Source organism: Chondrinema litorale (assembly GCF_026250525.1).
In the GTDB taxonomy this organism is placed as follows: domain Bacteria; phylum Bacteroidota; class Bacteroidia; order Cytophagales; family Flammeovirgaceae; genus Chondrinema; species Chondrinema litorale.
Window position 1 is genome coordinate 3800998 of sequence record NZ_CP111043.1, and the last position, 16227, is coordinate 3817224.

The 16227-nt window shown below is 32.4% G+C and carries 15 protein-coding genes; 7 read left to right on the forward strand and 8 right to left on the reverse strand.

What is annotated here, in order from left to right; all coding sequences use genetic code 11:
- Positions 1-76: 76 nt before the first annotated feature.
- The 6 genes from OQ292_RS15710 to OQ292_RS15735 form a co-directional block, all read right to left on the reverse strand.
- Positions 77-1444, reverse strand: coding sequence for an aldehyde dehydrogenase family protein (locus OQ292_RS15710; RefSeq protein WP_284683091.1), 1368 nt, complete (start codon positions 1442-1444; stop codon positions 77-79).
- Between the two features lie 156 nt (positions 1445-1600).
- Positions 1601-2728 (reverse strand): signal peptidase I, encoded by a 1128-nt coding sequence (gene lepB, locus OQ292_RS15715; protein ID WP_284683092.1) that lies wholly within the window; start codon positions 2726-2728, stop codon positions 1601-1603.
- Between the two features lie 177 nt (positions 2729-2905).
- Entirely contained in the window at positions 2906-3622 is a 717-nt protein-coding gene (gene dapB, locus OQ292_RS15720) for a 4-hydroxy-tetrahydrodipicolinate reductase (protein ID WP_284683093.1), read from the reverse strand.
- Between the two features lie 155 nt (positions 3623-3777).
- A complete protein-coding gene (locus OQ292_RS15725) occupies positions 3778-4209 on the reverse strand; it encodes a hypothetical protein (protein WP_284683094.1) in 432 nt (143 codons plus the stop codon).
- A 190-nt stretch (positions 4210-4399) separates the two neighbouring features.
- Positions 4400-6049 (reverse strand): S41 family peptidase, encoded by a 1650-nt coding sequence (locus OQ292_RS15730; protein WP_284683095.1) that lies wholly within the window; start codon positions 6047-6049, stop codon positions 4400-4402.
- 187 nt (positions 6050-6236) lie between these two features.
- Complete coding sequence (locus tag OQ292_RS15735; RefSeq protein WP_284683096.1) at positions 6237-6668, reverse strand: hypothetical protein; 432 nt, start codon at positions 6666-6668, stop codon at positions 6237-6239.
- 111 nt (positions 6669-6779) lie between these two features.
- On the opposite strand from OQ292_RS15735, the gene OQ292_RS15740 reads away from it, so the two are divergent.
- From OQ292_RS15740 to OQ292_RS15760, 5 genes are all read left to right on the forward strand, one after another.
- Positions 6780-7160 carry a DUF423 domain-containing protein gene (locus OQ292_RS15740; RefSeq protein ID WP_284683097.1) on the forward strand — a complete coding sequence of 127 codons (381 nt, stop codon included), beginning with the start codon at positions 6780-6782 and terminating at the stop codon, positions 7158-7160.
- A gap of 218 nt (positions 7161-7378) precedes the next feature.
- A complete protein-coding gene (locus OQ292_RS15745; protein ID WP_284683098.1) occupies positions 7379-9712 on the forward strand; it encodes a TIGR04086 family membrane protein in 2334 nt (777 codons plus the stop codon).
- On the forward strand, positions 9684-10457 hold the full coding sequence (locus OQ292_RS15750; RefSeq protein ID WP_284683099.1) for an SDR family oxidoreductase: 774 nt from the start codon (positions 9684-9686) through the stop codon (positions 10455-10457). Before OQ292_RS15745 ends, OQ292_RS15750 begins: the two co-directional genes overlap by 29 nt.
- Complete coding sequence (gene prmC / locus OQ292_RS15755; RefSeq protein ID WP_284683100.1) at positions 10429-11328, forward strand: peptide chain release factor N(5)-glutamine methyltransferase; 900 nt, start codon at positions 10429-10431, stop codon at positions 11326-11328. The genes OQ292_RS15750 and prmC overlap by 29 nt, the downstream gene beginning before the upstream one ends.
- Before the next feature lie 413 nt (positions 11329-11741).
- Complete coding sequence (locus OQ292_RS15760) at positions 11742-12410, forward strand: response regulator transcription factor (RefSeq protein ID WP_284683101.1); 669 nt, start codon at positions 11742-11744, stop codon at positions 12408-12410.
- 57 nt (positions 12411-12467) lie between these two features.
- Here the strand turns inward: OQ292_RS15760 and OQ292_RS15765 are convergent, their stop codons facing one another.
- Positions 12468-12977 carry a DUF2480 family protein gene (locus OQ292_RS15765; RefSeq protein ID WP_284683102.1) on the reverse strand — a complete coding sequence of 170 codons (510 nt, stop codon included), beginning with the start codon at positions 12975-12977 and terminating at the stop codon, positions 12468-12470.
- Between the two features lie 20 nt (positions 12978-12997).
- Complete coding sequence (locus tag OQ292_RS15770; RefSeq protein ID WP_284683103.1) at positions 12998-13714, reverse strand: 16S rRNA (uracil(1498)-N(3))-methyltransferase; 717 nt, start codon at positions 13712-13714, stop codon at positions 12998-13000.
- A 127-nt stretch (positions 13715-13841) separates the two neighbouring features.
- Between OQ292_RS15770 and OQ292_RS15775 the strand changes: the two genes are divergently transcribed.
- Positions 13842-14372, forward strand: coding sequence for an OmpW family outer membrane protein (locus tag OQ292_RS15775; RefSeq protein ID WP_284683104.1), 531 nt, complete (start codon positions 13842-13844; stop codon positions 14370-14372).
- 441 nt (positions 14373-14813) lie between these two features.
- Positions 14814-16220: a sigma-54-dependent transcriptional regulator gene (locus OQ292_RS15780; RefSeq protein WP_284683105.1), complete on the forward strand. Its 1407-nt coding sequence runs from the start codon at positions 14814-14816 to the stop codon at positions 16218-16220.
- Positions 16221-16227: the final 7 nt, after the last annotated feature.

Here is a 16227-nt window from a genome sequence, read left to right on the forward strand (position 1 = left end):
TATAAAACAATGAAGTAGAAAGTTTGTATTCTACTTCGGTAAGTAAGTAATAAAGAAAAGGTTAATTTTTTTAGTCTTATAGTTCTCTTAGGTGATAAGCTTTTGGTTGTACAAATGCTCTAATTCCCTGATAGGAGAGAGTTGAACCTATACCAGAATTTTTTCTACCCGACCATGGCGATGTAGGAGAAACCCTATCGCAGCAGTTCCAGTAGGTTGTTCCAGCATTAACTTTACTAAGGATATTGCTTGCTCTTTCTTCGTCAGATGAAAAAACGGCTGCAGTTAATCCATAGCTTGTTTCGTTCATTAGTGCAATGGCTTCTTCATCGCTTTCAACTTTTTGGATTCCAACTAAAGGGCCAAAAGTTTCATCTACCATTAAGCTCATATCGTGATTTACATCGGTAAGCACTGTGGGCTCAAAGAAATATCCTTTAGATTCCAGAGACTCATCACCAGTAAGTAATTTTGCTCCTTTATCAAGCGCATCATTCACCTGAAATAAAAGGAAGTTTAGCTGCTCTTTTCTGGCAACTGGCCCCATGTCGGTATCTTCGCGAGTTGGGTCACCTACTCTAAGCATTTCAGTTTCTTTCACAAATGCTTTTACAAAAGCATCATAGATTTTTTCATGAACGTAGATTCTTTCTACTGCACAGCAGCTTTGGCCACTGTTGTAAAATTTACCTTCAACAGCTTGTGCTGCACTAAAGGCTATATCTTTTACATCGTCTGCTACATATAATGGATCTTTTCCACCTAGCTCCATTTGTAGAGGAACCATTTTAGGAGCGATTTCTGAGGCAATTTTTTGGCCTGTAAGGTATGAACCAGTAAAATAATATCCTTGAAGTGGTAATTTTAATAGTGCCTCTCCAGTGGCTTTTCCGCCAGTTACTGTTTTAAATACATTTTCGGGTACTCCGGCTTTATATAGCAATTCTGCTATTTTTAATCCGGTAAGTGAGGTATATTCAGAAGGTTTGTAAAATACTGCATTACCAGAAAGAAGCGCTGGAATAAATACATTATACCCTACATTATATGGGTAATTCCATGCAGAAATATTAGCAATGATACCGAGTGGCTCATAAACTATTTTTTCTTTGGTTGCGCCTTCTGTTACAGTCCATTCTTCAGCTAACCATTTTTTTATATTATTTAAGAAGTACTCAATTCTACCATGAGCACCATTAATTTCGTTTTTGGCTTGATTTACTGGTTTCCCCATTTCTGATGTAAGCAAGGTAGCCAACTCATCGATTGACTCTTTTACCAGTTCTCCAAATTTCTGAATTATAGCTATACGGTCGTCTAGGCTGGTGTCATTCCAAATTTTTTGCCCATTAATTAATTCCAGATAAATGCTTTGAATATCTTCAGAAGAGAATTCTTTTACATTTCCTATTACTTCTTCGGTAGAGGGGTTAATAATTTTCATAAAAATTAATTAGGAATAAAGTAAGTCTCAGAAATTTAAATGATGTAAGTATTGATTAATGAAATTTCAAATTAGACCTTGAAATTAGTTAGCTTATGGGGTAAAAAAAAAATATTGTCTAAGAAAAAAGCCGCTTATTTTTAAGCGGCTTAGTTTTTATTCGATTAATTTAAAAATCCGGCTCCATCTAATTCTTGTGAATATATCTGAAAGTCCTCCGTCAGGGCCTACAGGCTCCACAGACCACCAGATTAATAAGCCTTTTCCTAAAATATGATCTTCTGGTACAAAACCCCAAATTCTTGAATCTTGAGAATTGTGTCTATTGTCACCCATCATGAAGTAGTAGTTCTGTTTAAAAGTATATTCAGTAACTACATTTCCATCTAAATACAATTTGCCTCCTTCAACTTTTGCATCTTCGTTACCCTCAAATTGCAAAATTGCTTTTTCGTATAAAGGCAATGTCATTGAGTCAATGGCTATTTTATCTCCTTCTTTAGGAATATAAAGAGGGCCGAAGTTGTCAAGACTCCAATCGTATAGTGGTGAATTAGGGAATGTTCTAGCTGCATCTTGACCAATTTCAAAAGTTATTTCTTCTACATCTTTCACAAAATCGTAAGATTCTAGCTTTTTTACTTTTTCATCACTACTCTGGATATAATATTCGGTTCCAGAGTTGCTTCTGCTAGTCATAGGATCAGTGTAATCTGTAATATCAAGATTTTCAAAAACTCTACTTTTAATTAAAGTATTAGCAGTAACCTTATAACTGGTTTGCATTTCCTCAGGTGCAGGAAGTAGTTCGCCATTTATATATACATCTTTATTTTTAATCTCAAGTTTATCTCCAGATATACCAATACAACGCTTAATATAATTCGTTCTTAAATCTACTGGATATTTATTGTATTCATCAGGATAGTTAAAAACTACTACATCGTTGTTTTTCACATCAGTAAAACCTGGTAATCTGAATTGTGGTAGTTGAATCCAATCTACATAAGAAGGGATTTCTGTACCCCAGATTTTCTGGTGAGTTAAAGGTACCTGTAAAGGTGTTTTAGGTGTTCTTGCTCCATAATGAACCTTGCTTACAAATAGGAAATCGCCTACAAGTAAAGATTTTTCCATTGATGGAGTAGGGATAGTAAATGCTTCTATAAAGAGCCATCTGATGATAGTTGCAGCTATTACAGCAAAAACAATAGCATCAACCCATTCTCTAACTGGCCCTTTTTTAGGCTTCTCAGAAGTTTTTTCTTTTTCTTTTAACTTCATTAGATATTATTTTTTTAAACTCAAAAACCGTTGATAAATAGAAACATCCATATAACAACTTCAACGGCACGCAAAGATACTGGCAATTTGATGAATTCTGCCAAAGTAATGCTAAATTATATCAATTGCGATTATTTAGTTGCTAAAATTTTATGAATGGTAGATAATTATTACTAACTAAAATTGTAATAAGTCATTCATTCCAAAAACACCTTTTTTGTCTTTAAGCCATTCTGCAGCTAGTACAGCACCAAAAGCAAAACCTTTTCTACTATGTGCAGTGTGTTTGATAGAAATGTTATCTATATCTGAATGGTATATAACCTCATGAGTGCCAGGTACATTTTCAATTCTGTGAGCGGTTATAGGAATTTCGTTTTCATCCTTTTTATTTTTGTCTAGTGCCCACTTCGTATATTTTTTATTTTGTTTGATGATACCCTCAGCAATACTTATGGCTGTTCCACTTGGCGCATCTTTCTTTTCAGTGTGGTGTGTTTCAGACATTTCTAGCTCATAGTTCTGAGTATCCATAAGCTTGGCTAAAAATTCATTAAGCTTAAAAAAGATATTTACTCCTATACTATAATTTGAGCCATAAAAGAAAGCTCCTTCTTTTTCTTCGCAGTATGATTTTATTTCATCATATTTTTGAAGCCATCCTGTAGTGCCACTTACTATTGGAATATCAGCATCTATGCAACTTGTAATATTTAATACTGCTGCTTCTGGCTCAGTAAACTCAATTGCTACATCGATATCTGTATCTTTTATTTGAGATAGTTTTTCAGTTTCTCCTCTATCTATAATTAAGGCTATTTTGTGGCCACGGTCAATTGCCAATTTTTCTATCGTTTTACCCATTTTACCGTAGCCTAAAAGTAGTATGTTCATAATTGTATAAAATCTAGTCAGTCAAAATTACCAAAAAAACTTTGATTGGAACTGATTTGATAAAAATGAATTAAAATGTTTAAGTATATACAAAAAAAAACTGCTTACAGCTTTTTGAAATTTTGCTGTAAGCAGGTTAAAAGTGTTAAAAGATTTTATTCTGCCTGAAAAACGTAAGTGATATTTAGGTTACCCGAAGTAGAGTTGATTTTTTCTAATGAAAGTTTTCCCTCTTCTTCATTTACGTCAAGGATTCTGTACTTCTCTTCTATTGCCTTACCCTCATCTAGAATTAGATAAGTTTCTTCAGATGGAGCATCTTGTTTTACAGTCCAAGTTCCAGCATAATGGTTGCCTTTTAAATCAACCATCTTATACATTTGATTAATGTTAAACTGGAATGTCACTTTTGAATCATTCACTTTGTTCGTTTCGCTTTCTGCCCAAATAGAATTTGATAACTTCCATTGGTTTTCAGCGATAAAAAACGCCGGATTAAATACTTCTTGCTCTGAGTATTTGAAGTTTGTAAAAGATATTGACAAGATGGCAATAATAAGTGCAAGAGTAAACTTTATTCGTCTCATATAATGTTTCTTCCTACTGACTTTGAATCAAGCCTATGAAGCTCAATTGCTTGTTAATAGTTGCAAATTAGTTTGTTTTATTATTATACGAAAGAATTTCAATAATTTTATTCAAAAAAAATATAGAAATAGTACAAAGTAAGGTTTATTATACTATTTATATAATTAAAAATTAGTATTTGATGTCAAATTATTGAGGTTCTGCCAATAGTTCATGGTATCTAGTAGGATTATTAAGGATATTTATTGCTTCAAGTATGTCGGGATTGTCATCAAAAGTAATTTCAATCTGACCTTTTTGGAGGTAATATCTACTGGCTATTTCGTATTCTAATACTTCCTTTATTTCATTTTTGAACTTAAAAAGGTCATCTTTTTTGTTTTTGAGTATCTGATTTTCGAGTTCTTCAATCTCACTTTTGATGCCTTCGTATAGTTTTTCATGTTTTGAACTAGCTATTAGATTTTCTAGTGTGTTCTCAACTTTAGTATTATAACCGTACTCTTTATCATTTAACCATGCTACAAAATCATTGTATTCAGAATCTGATAGGTTGAATGTTTTTGCTGCTGGAATAGAATCAATTTTGCTTCTAAAGATATTAGCATAATCGAATATTAATTTCTTATCGATTAAACTTTTTGTAATTGGTGCATAAACAACCCTTTCTGTATTTATTTCAGGGTCTATGCCTGCACCGTCATACACTACACGGTTATTTTTAGTTTTAAAAACTTTTCTTTCTTTAGTAGCATCCTCTACAGGATCATTTCTTCTTGAATAGTCAATTTCCTGAATACATCTACCACTTGGTATATAATATTTAGCTACTGTAACTTTTAGTTGTGAGTTATAAGATAGCATGGTAGTAGTTTGAACCAAGCCTTTTCCAAAAGACCTTTCTCCAATTACAACACCTCTGTCGTAATCTTGTAAAACTCCAGAAACAATCTCAGATGCAGAAGCACTATTATTATCTACAATTATTGCCAAAGGTATGTCGGTGTCTACAGGTTCATTTAATGCTCTATAATTTTTGCTCCACTCAGAAGACTTTCCTCTCATACTCACAATTTCAGAACCTCTAGGCAAGAATACATTGGTGATATTAACTGCCTCGTTTAGCAAACCGCCAGGATTACCTCTAAGGTCGAATATAATTTTTTGAGCACCTTCCGCTTTTAACTCGACAAGTGCATTTTTAACTTCTAAACCTGCTTTTTGAGTAAAGTCTGTGAGCTTAATCATGCCAATGTCTTCTGTAACCATGCCGTAGTAGGGTACATTTTTTTCTCTTACTTTCTCATAAGAAATATCAAAATCAATAACATCATCTTTTCCATATCTTCTAATACTTAAGTTTACACTAGAGTTAGCCTGGCCTTTTAAAAGATTGCGTATGTTAGACAATGGTCTATCTGATATATCTAAACCATTTACTTTTACTATTTCATCACCAATTAGTAATCCTGCTTTTTCTGCAGCATAACCTTGCAATGGCATAGTAATAATTATTTTTCCATCAATTTTATCTACTTCAGCACCAATACCACCATACTCACCGGTAGTCATTGTGCGATAATCTTCGATTCTGTCTTCAGGGATATAATTAGTATATGGGTCTAATGATGCCAGCATACTGTTTACTGCTTCATTAGCTAATTCGGTTGGTTCTACATCATCTACATAATATTTATTTACCTCTTTAAATAAAGAAGCAAAAGTTTCTAAACTCTTTGCTATTTCAAAAAATCTGTCTGATGTAGATTGTGAAGAAATTAATGTTACAGAAAATACTGATAAAACAACAAAAAATACAACCTTAAAAGCCTTGCCCATATGTGTACAATTAAAAAATCTTACTTAATAGTATAAAAGCGGAAAATGAGCTAATATTTTCACTATGTTAATAAAATTAATTTCCAGAAAAAAATTCCATTTAAATGTAAGAAGTAATTATATGGGCTTTCTTTTATTAAATAAGGGCTATATTTTTTTTATTACTTATATTCTTTGACCTTTTGGTTTAGTTATCAGGTTCATCATAAAAGTACTGGATAATATTATATGTATCGGCATTCCAATCAGGATTAAGCGTTTTCATATTTTCTAAAGCAGCTTCTTCTGCCTCTTCGTAAGAGGCTTTTCCTAATGCTGCACCATACACAGTTATATTAATACCTTTTTTGTTCCTATAGGTACTTCTAAGAATTATTCCATAGCCTTGACTATCAGTAGCAGCGTATTCTTTAACATTTTTTGTATCGTATCCAAGCTCTACAATTTGACTAAAAGCTGCATTTTTGGCTGAATCAATATTTAACATTCCATAACGGAACATATAGTCACCTTTACCAGTCTGTGGGTCTTGAAATACATAAACTGCAGATTGGGCACTTAGCTGGTTAAAAAAAGCAACCCCCAAAAACAGGAAAATGACAACTATTTTTTTGCTCATAGATTTTTTTTTAATAAAGTTTGCCAAACACTAGAATGTTTAATTTTTCTTGAAAAATACTACTAGAAAAATTGCTATTACATTAGTTTATTACACCAAAAAATCAGCTTTATGACCCGATTTATCTTAATTACAGCCTCTTTACTTAGCGGTTTATCAGTAGCATTTGGAGCTTTTGGAGCTCATGCTCTAAAAGCTTTCTTAATATCTAACAACAGGTTTGATACTTATCAAACTGCTGTTCAATATCAGTTTTTTCATGCATTAGCACTTTTATTTATTGGAATGTACATGCATCAAATTACAAATACATCAATATTTAAAAATGCAGCGTTAGTTATGCTTGCAGGTATTTTACTCTTTTCAGGGTCTCTTTATTTGCTTTGTTTTACCAACAAAACATACTTAGGAGCCATTACACCTATCGGAGGTGTTTGCTTTATAATTGCCTGGGTTATGATAACAATAGGTTTTTATAAAACATTACCTTGAAAAGTACATGCAGTTTGTGAAGGATATCGAATCTGGTTATATTGTTTTAGTGTCACAAATATAGGATTTGATAACTTTTTATTAGTATTTCAATGTTTTTTTAAGCCTGATTTTTAAAATGGTTAGGCTTCTTTAACAAAGTCATAATTTTACTATAGTTTAAATTAAATTTAAAACTTACAACAAAAGTCCATTTATCCTACCTACATTAATTAAGTATGCCTGATTATAATAAGTTTTCTGCTAGTGATGAGAATAGCATTTTTGACCGAGATGCTTGGGGAGTAAATACCATTGGCGTTATTCTCACTACTTTGATAGTAGCTGTATTATTTGGTATTTTTTTTAAAACAGGGCTAGGAGAGTTTGCAGATGGTTTTATGGGCTTAGTAATAGCCCTTTTTTCTTTAATAATAGGTGCTTTTATTAGTTACCTATTATTAAACATAACTTATAAATTTCCTAAATTTTACTGGGTTACTTTTGGAGCTGTTTTTTTTACTTTATTAGTTTTATTAATCTCCCGTAATGATCTGGTTTTAGATATTCTCTTTTTTTTAACTCTGCTATTTATATTAATGCAGGGCTTCTTTGTTGGACTTGTTTGGGCATTTATTTCTGGTAGGTTAAGATTTATAAAACATAATAAGCGCTTGATAGCGCGATTACTCTTTTTTTTAATTATTCTGATTGATATTGGAGCCTATTATTTACTTGGAGGTATTTCTATTGAAGATCAACAAACATTTAAGCCTAATCTAGAAAAGTTACAACAAGCTAAAATTAAGGCAGGCTTAGCACAAGATAACGAGTTTAGAGTTAAGGCTTTTTATTACGGTTCTGGTGAAGACATTAATAGATCAACCTATAAAGAAGGTGTTGCTTTTAAAAGCGAATCATTTGATTTGAGTGCATGGTTGCCAACAGAGCAAAAATATTTTAATAGCATTTATGAGTGGTTTTGGGGATTTAATGCTAAAAATATACCTATTAATGCAAATGTTTGGATGCCCGAATCTGATACTTTACAGCATCCTTTAGTTTTTGTAGTCCATGGTCAAGAAAATATTGCCAAAGGCGCTGAAGATGGTTTTAATTACCTATCGGAAAGACTTGCCGGATTAGGTTATATTGCTGTATCTGTTGATCTTAATTTTTTTAATTTCTTTTGGCTTAAAATGCCTCAACACGAAAGAATTAAAGCAAAAAGCATAGTAATTCTTAAACACTTAGAAGCATATAAAAAGTGGAATGCAGAAAGCGGACATGATTTGTATAATAAAATAGATACAACTGCTGCAATTACTTTAATAGGGCATGGTGAAGGATCACTTGTAAGCTGGCAGCTTGCAAAATATAACAGAATAAACAGATTGCCATCAAATGCAAATAAAGAGGTTGATACCAATTTTACAATTGGAAACATAATTGCCTTCTCTCCCCAACATTTTTCTGATTTTTCTAACTCAAAACTTAAAGATATTAACTACTTATCTGTTAGTGGTGGCTATAATACTTTAGATGAAAAAAATAGAGATGTCCAATTTCAGAATGTAGAATTTATAGATACATTAAATTATCATTTTAAAGATGATATATATGTACACAAAGGAAATTATTCACATTTTAATGAGTCTTTGGATGGTAGAGATAATCGACCTCCATTTAACTGGCTTATCAATCAGGCAGCGGTAATGAGTGGTAAGAATCAGCGTGAGTTTACAAGTAAATTAGTAGAAGCATTTATGAATTTGGTATATACACAAACGAACTTTTATAAGCCGGTTTTCCAAAATACTTATAATTTACTTGGCGAAGATGCTAAAGGTGTTTATTACAATCAGTTTGAAGATAACTCATATATCTCTCTTACTAATTTTGATGAAGATGAAAATCCTTTAACAGGCACAAGTGAGAGTATTTCAATCAGTTCTAATAATTTAAAAGTTTGGGAAGAAATACCGCTTTCTGCTGAATTAGGTTCTGGAACTAATAAAGGAGTGGTTATCGCTTGGAACAGCGAAAGTTGGCAATCTTTGGGAAGTACAGTAAAAAAAGACTCAACCTCTGCATACGAATTAAATATTCAATCGGAAACAGAAAACATATTAAGTAATTTAGATAATCACTCAATTTTTACTTTTTCATTAATCCATATGAGTGAAAATGCTAGTCCTGAACACGATTTAGGAAACTCAGCTAACATTTCCAGTGACTTTGATTTTTCTATAGAGTTTGTAGACACAATTGGGGTAATTAATAAAATATCTTTTAAAAATATTGGCAAAGCGGCTGTTCCAATGCAAAAGACTGCTTACAAAATAGCATGGTTAGATAAAAATCCTGTTAATTTGCATTATCAAACATATTTTTTCCCTGTTTTTGATTTTTTAAAGTTAAATCCAGAATTTGATTTAAAATCTATAGGAAAAATTCGATTTGTATTTGATAAAACATTGAAGGGAAAAATTTTGCTTGACAATATCGGATTTAACATCAATAGAAACTTTCAAAAACTAGATAATGATGGATCGTTGGACACTGAAGGGTAAAGTTGCATTGATAACTGGCGGAACAAAGGGAATAGGTAAAGCTATTGTAGAAGAGTTGTTAGGAAAACAGGCAAATGTGGTTTTTGTAGCTAGAGATAAACAAACTGTAGACGAACAATTAGCCAATTTTAAAACTCTATTTCCAGATCAAAAAATCGAAGGTTTTCAAGCAGATGTTAATAATAAAGATGATATAAATAAAGTAATAGACTTTATTAAGGTAGATTTTGGCAAGTTAGATATCCTTGTTAACAATGTAGGAACGAACATTAGAAAACCTGCTTTAGAATATGAAGACAGTGAAATTCAGCATATTTTTCAAACAAACCTGCTTTCATCATTTAATTTAACAATGCGTTGTCATGAGTTATTAAAGAAAAGTGAAACAGGTAATGTAGTTTTTATATCTTCTGTAGCTGGGCAAACCCATTTGCGAACGGGTACAGTTTACGCTATGACAAAAGCTGCAATGGATCAACTTACTAAAAATTTGGCGGTAGAGTGGGCGAAAGATAATATAAGAGTTAACTCTGTAGCACCTTGGTATATAGATACTCCACTTGCAAGGTCAGTTCTCGAAAACAAAAGCTACTTTAATAATGTTATTGAAAGAACGCCTTTAGGCAGAATAGGGGGAACTTTTGAGGTAGCTGGCTTAGTTACGTTTTTGTGTTTGCCTATTGCTGGGTTTATTACAGGGCAATGTATAGCTGTAGATGGTGGATTTACTGTATATGGATTTTGAGAAGAAAGAAGTTTTGAGAAAATCAGCTGAGAGTATTTTTAGATTTATAAAAGAAAATTTGGTAAGTGTTTATCCTGAGCAAGAAGCCAGGCAAATAGCATATATTCTTCTAGAAGATGCTTTTGATATTACTAAGTTAGATATATTAAAAAATAAGTCTTTACCAGACTTTGATGAAGAGAAACTAGTAGAATACCTTCGCAGATTGGCTCTACAGGAGCCTATACAACACATCGTTGGCAAAACAGAATTCTTAGGTTTTGAGGTTCAAGTAAGCAAAGATGTGCTAATCCCCAGACCAGAGACTGAAGAACTTACCCAGAAAGTGATAGATGCTCTGCATGCAGAAGAAAGTAATAATGCAAATATACTTGATATTGGTACAGGGTCAGGTTGTATAGCAATTGCGATAAAAAAGTATGTAAGCGAATCAAATGTTTTTGCAATGGATGTAAGTGAAAGAGCATTAGAGGTAGCTAGGAATAATGCAAAAACACTGAAGGCTAATGTTGAATTTATACAAGCAGATATACTTAAAAATATCGAAGAAAAATTACCTTTTTTTGATATTATTGTGAGTAATCCTCCATATGTTACCCAACTGGAAAAGGAAAAAATGCGAGAAAATGTATTGAATTTTGATCCACATCTCGCACTTTTTGTGGAAAATGAAAATTATTTACTTTTTTATAAAGCGATTATTAATTTTGCTACTTCACATTTGAAGCAATATGGGAGGCTTTTTTTTGAAATTAATGAACAATTCGGCAAAGAAATGACACTCCTCTTAAAACAGAATAATTTTGTTGAGGTGGAATTGCTGAAAGATTTTAGAGGAAAAGATAGGTTTTGTGTGGGAGTGAAAAATTAGAATATGAATCTGATAACTTTTTGGTAGAATAATTATATAAAAAGGTTTTTTGAATCTTTGAATAGAATCAAAATATGCCTTTTTAAAATCATTATTATTGGTTAAAAAATGAATGTAAGACTTTGCCATGTAACATAGTACAAAATATATTTTTATTAATAATCCATGATTATGATGCGTGAAATTTTTGAAATTTTTATTTATTTAAAAATCTGTTATGGAATATTTAAAACCAATATTTTGCTATTTACTGCAAATTTGCTTTATTTACCCAATAATTGTCAAATTGAAATAAATAACTATACTACCAATTAGTAATCATTTGTCAACATTAATTGTTGATTAATGTGATTCATGTGTTTTTAGAATCAATTTTTTTAGAGCAACTATTAACATAAATTTTTAAAAAGAAAATGGCTAGAGTAAAAACAAAAGTAGTTATTGCACATGAATTCAAGCTCATTTCAGACTCATTATCTACACTTATCGAATCAAGTGATAAGTATAAGGTAATTGGTACTGTTTCTACAGGAAAAGAGCTAATTCATTTAATTAATCAAAATGTTCCTGATCTTGCATTGATAGATGCAAATCTACCGGATATTGGAGGATTAGAAGCAGTTCGATCAATCAAACAAAAGAATAAGAATGCAAAAATAGTTATGCTGACTATGGATGTAAACAACATTCTTTTGGACCAAATGGAAGAAGAAGGTATTTCAGAATACATCACTTTCGAAGAAGACGAAACTTTTATGTTCAACATGTTGGACAGAATTGTGAAGGATTCTAAGCCAAGATATGTATCTGAAAAAGCTAAAAGGCCAAGTACTTCAGTATTGCAATCTTCAGATTTAGAAGATAAGCCTAAAAAGAAAAAGAAAGGTTTACTTACTAAGAAGGAGAAGGAAGTAATGAGAGTGCTTACAATGGAAAGCGATAATGAAAAAATCGCTAAAATTTTAGGAATTAAACCTGCGACGGTTATCACTCATAAAAAGCACTTAATTAAAAAGCTTGGAGTGAAATCAACGGCTGAATTAATTATTTTCTCATTCAGAAATCAGGATGCTTTACCTTAGTAGATACTGATTTTTGAAATATATAAGGCTGTTCTTTGAACAGCCTTTTTTTTGGCTTTACTTTTTTGGCTTTTTATATACTGGAACTGTGCTACATGGTTCACCATACATAATAGATTTTACATAAGGGTAAAGCTTTCGGCATACTTCCATATAGGCCGAAGCTGGTACGTTAACTTTACTGCATCCTTTTACCACTACCATTTTATCTTTAAAGCTTTCGAAATCAATACCACCAACGGCATTGTGAAAGAGGATCATCTCTAGGTCGTCTAAGTCACCTTGAACAATCAAGTTACAGTATGCTTCAGCTTTGGTTGCAATAATCATATAGGCCCAAGTGGGAATAATGGCATCTGCTGTACAAGTTACAGCCAGGTTTTTGTCTTGATATTGGCTCCAATCATGATTTTTTGCCCATTCTCTAAAATCTTTCTCTCTCAATATCATTCCCTGAAACAAAACATCTTTTAAGTCTAAAAGTATTCTTTCTCCTGGATGATAATATGCTTCGAGCTCCAAAGTAACTAGGGGGCTTTTAGTTACTCTATTTACAATTTCTTCCATTATATATGTAGTTGTTTTTTCTAGATAATTTCAAATTTTGATAATAATACTGAGGTTGCCACAGTACACGCTGTTTCAGTTCTTAATACTCTTTCTCCTAAACTAAGCATAGAAAAGTTATGTTCCCTAAGCTTTTGTCTTTCTTTATTAGACCAGCCTCTTTCTGGCCCCAATGCTAAAACTGTATCGCACTTACTCACTTTTACTTTACCTATACTATTAGAGAATTCGTAGTTGTCAAAAGCTATTTTTTGATACTCTTCAAAGAATGGAAATGCATCAGTTAAACATTCGTGAATGTACACTTCTGGCAGGTAGGGATTAAATGCCTGTTCGGCGCCTTCTATTAAGTAATTTCTTATTCTAGATATGTCATAGGCTTTACTGTGAGCATAGGACTTTTCAGACTTTTCTGAAACAACAAAGTGTAGTGCCTTTACACCTAAAGTGCAAAGGTCTCTAATCGTGCGCTGGATGTTTACAGGCCTGATAATACCAATAATTAAGCTAACCGGGTTTAATGTTACTGGTGTGTTACTCTCTTTAGAATAACTTAACTTAACCAAACTATCTTTTGTATGAGTATAATATGCTTTGCCGATAGATTTGTTGATAATGCCAGCATCAAAAGTTTCTCCTTCTTTAATTTTGAGTACTTTTTTAATATGATGGATTCTTCTATCACTCATCTGAATTTCTGATTCCAACTCTACTTCATCGAAAAGTACAATATTCATATTTTTAGATTTTTTTAAAATATAAAGATATAAAAGTGAAACGAAAGCAGTTGTATACTGTAAGCGTTACAGTTATTACATTTTAAAATTTTACCTAACACTAAAAAACTTACTAAAATTAATCAGCATGAAAAACAAAATACTTGCGCTGGCATTTTCACTCGTTGTACTTACATTTTCATCTCAATTAGCATTTGCTCAAGAAAAAGGAGCAGTTACAGCAGGAGGAGGCTTTGTGTATGGCTCATCATTAGAGAAACTTGGATTAGGTTTAACAGGTCAATATTATTTTACAGATAATCTTGCAGGAGAAGTCGGCCTAAATTTTTTCTTCCCAAATAAAGTAAGAACCAATAACTACGAAGCTAAATATTCTGTATGGACGATTAACCTAAATGTTAATTATTATTTCAACGCTCAAAGTGATGTTGTAAAGCCTTATGTTTTGGGTGGACTTAATTTCGCAAATATTAAATCTAAAGTATCTCGCTACAGTGAAAGCTATTCAGATACTCATACAGAAGTAGGAATTAATTTAGGTGGAGGTCTTGATTTTACAATTTCAGATAAAGTGACTCCATTTTTTAATATGAAATATGTAGTGAGTGATTTAGATCAATTGGTAATTGGAGCAGGTGCAAGATTCAGGTTGAAATGATATACATAATTATTCAATGCTTCGAAAGCTGTCGAGAGACAGCTTTTTTTGTTATACAAAATGTAGAATTATTCCCCACTTTGTTTCGCCTTTCCTCAAGCATTTACCCAATCTATAATTCAAGAAAATCAATAAATAGCCATATATGGCTCATATAGCCTATTTTGCTATTTATTCTTACTATGGCATGCTTTTAACTTTTATCTATGTGTTTCATTATGCAAATAAGTTTGCATTTGGAAATGTAGAATGTAAATAAGCTCCATACAATCAACCAGCTGAAAAAGAGCCGGAAAAGTTTCCGGCTCCTTTTTATTTAAAATGAAAACACAATTGAATCCAATCATTTTTTTGCCTTCCATGCCCTACATTTTTTTCCCTTTATTTCTTTCATTTTATCGCTTTTCATTAACTTGGATGCTTGGTAATTAAATTAATATTATGCCGAAGATTCTGATAGTTGATGATGATCCGTCATTCGGATTGATGTTGAAAAAATTTTTGGAAAAAAAGGGCTTTGAAGCTAACGAAGTTCTAACTGGTAAGAGTTGTTTGGAGAAAATGGCTGAAGAGTCATTTGATTTGGCTTTGCTGGATTTCAGATTGCCCGATATGGATGGACTGGATTTACTAAAAGCCATTAGGCAAAAGAATATCCAAATTCCCATTATTTTAATGACTAGCTATGCGAATATTCGTACAGCAGTTAAAGCCATCCAAATGGGAGCGTTTGAATATCTGGTAAAGCCAATTAATCCTGACGAAACTTTATTGTTAATTAAACAAGCACTTAACCAACCAAAAGAAACAAAGAAGAGCGAAGCACCAGAAACTGATAAAGGTAGTGCTGAGAAATCTAAACCTGTAAGCAAAGGTGGTATAAAGTTTATCGAAGGTATCTCAAATGAGTCTACCGAAGTAATTAAGTATATAGACCTTGTTGCTCCAACCTCATTATCTGTAATTATTTTGGGTGAAAGTGGTACCGGTAAAGAATATGTTTCCCGTATGATTCACCAAAAAAGTAAAAGAGCAGATAAACCATTTATCGCGATTGATTGTGGTGCTTTATCTGAAGAACTTGCTGGTAGCGAATTATTTGGACACTTAAAAGGCTCTTTTACTGGTGCTGTAACAGATAAAACTGGTCAGTTTCAGGCTGCAAATGGTGGAACACTATTTCTTGATGAAATTGGGAACTTGTCTTATGAAGTACAGGTAAAACTTTTACGAGCGATACAAGAAGGTATGGTTCGGAAAATTGGTAGTAATAAAGACGAAGCTGTGGATGTGAGAATTATCGCTGCAACCAACGAAGAGTTGTCAGATGCTGCCAAGAGAGGCGATTTTAGAGAAGATTTATACCATCGTTTAAATGAATTTAAAATTGAGGTGTCGCCTTTAAGAAAGCGTAAAGAAGATATTCAGGTTTTTGCAGATCATTTTCTTGCTCAGTCTAATAATGAGTTAGATAAAAAGATTAAAGGTTTTACACCAGAAGTAAAAAAGTATTTTCAGGAGTATAGCTGGCCGGGTAATCTTAGAGAATTTAAAAACATAGTAAGAAGAGCAGTGCTCTTAAGTACTGGTGATTATATAGGCCAAGAAAGTTTACCTGAAGAAATAACCAATCCTATTGTTGAAGACAGTTTTGATGAAGGTACACCACAATCTTCTAGCTCAGTTTCTACCAATAATCTTAAAGAGATGATTGAGAAAAACGAGCGCGAAACAATTGTGAGAACGCTAGAGCAGGTGAAGTATAACAAGTCTAAAGCTGCCAGAATTCTAAATATCGACAGAAAAACGCTTTACAACAAATTAAAGCAATATGGTATAGATGCTTAATTGATGT

Bases quoted from the DNA above. Each gene is read 5' to 3' on its own strand.
- OQ292_RS15710 (WP_284683091.1), bottom strand. From the start codon at position 1,444: ATGAAAATTATTAACCCCTCTACCGAAGAAGTAATAGGAAATGTAAAA.
- lepB (WP_284683092.1), bottom strand. From the start codon at position 2,728: ATGAAGTTAAAAGAAAAAGAAAAAACTTCTGAGAAGCCTAAAAAAGGG.
- dapB (WP_284683093.1), bottom strand. From the start codon at position 3,622: ATGAACATACTACTTTTAGGCTACGGTAAAATGGGTAAAACGATAGAA.
- OQ292_RS15725 (WP_284683094.1), bottom strand. From the start codon at position 4,209: ATGAGACGAATAAAGTTTACTCTTGCACTTATTATTGCCATCTTGTCA.
- OQ292_RS15730 (WP_284683095.1), bottom strand. From the start codon at position 6,049: ATGGGCAAGGCTTTTAAGGTTGTATTTTTTGTTGTTTTATCAGTATTT.
- OQ292_RS15735 (WP_284683096.1), bottom strand. From the start codon at position 6,668: ATGAGCAAAAAAATAGTTGTCATTTTCCTGTTTTTGGGGGTTGCTTTT.
- OQ292_RS15740 (WP_284683097.1), top strand. From the start codon at position 6,780: ATGACCCGATTTATCTTAATTACAGCCTCTTTACTTAGCGGTTTATCA.
- OQ292_RS15745 (WP_284683098.1), top strand. From the start codon at position 7,379: ATGCCTGATTATAATAAGTTTTCTGCTAGTGATGAGAATAGCATTTTT.
- OQ292_RS15750 (WP_284683099.1), top strand. From the start codon at position 9,684: ATGATGGATCGTTGGACACTGAAGGGTAAAGTTGCATTGATAACTGGC.
- prmC (WP_284683100.1), top strand. From the start codon at position 10,429: ATGGTGGATTTACTGTATATGGATTTTGAGAAGAAAGAAGTTTTGAGA.
- OQ292_RS15760 (WP_284683101.1), top strand. From the start codon at position 11,742: ATGGCTAGAGTAAAAACAAAAGTAGTTATTGCACATGAATTCAAGCTC.
- OQ292_RS15765 (WP_284683102.1), bottom strand. From the start codon at position 12,977: ATGGAAGAAATTGTAAATAGAGTAACTAAAAGCCCCCTAGTTACTTTG.
- OQ292_RS15770 (WP_284683103.1), bottom strand. From the start codon at position 13,714: ATGAATATTGTACTTTTCGATGAAGTAGAGTTGGAATCAGAAATTCAG.
- OQ292_RS15775 (WP_284683104.1), top strand. From the start codon at position 13,842: ATGAAAAACAAAATACTTGCGCTGGCATTTTCACTCGTTGTACTTACA.
- OQ292_RS15780 (WP_284683105.1), top strand. From the start codon at position 14,814: ATGCCGAAGATTCTGATAGTTGATGATGATCCGTCATTCGGATTGATG.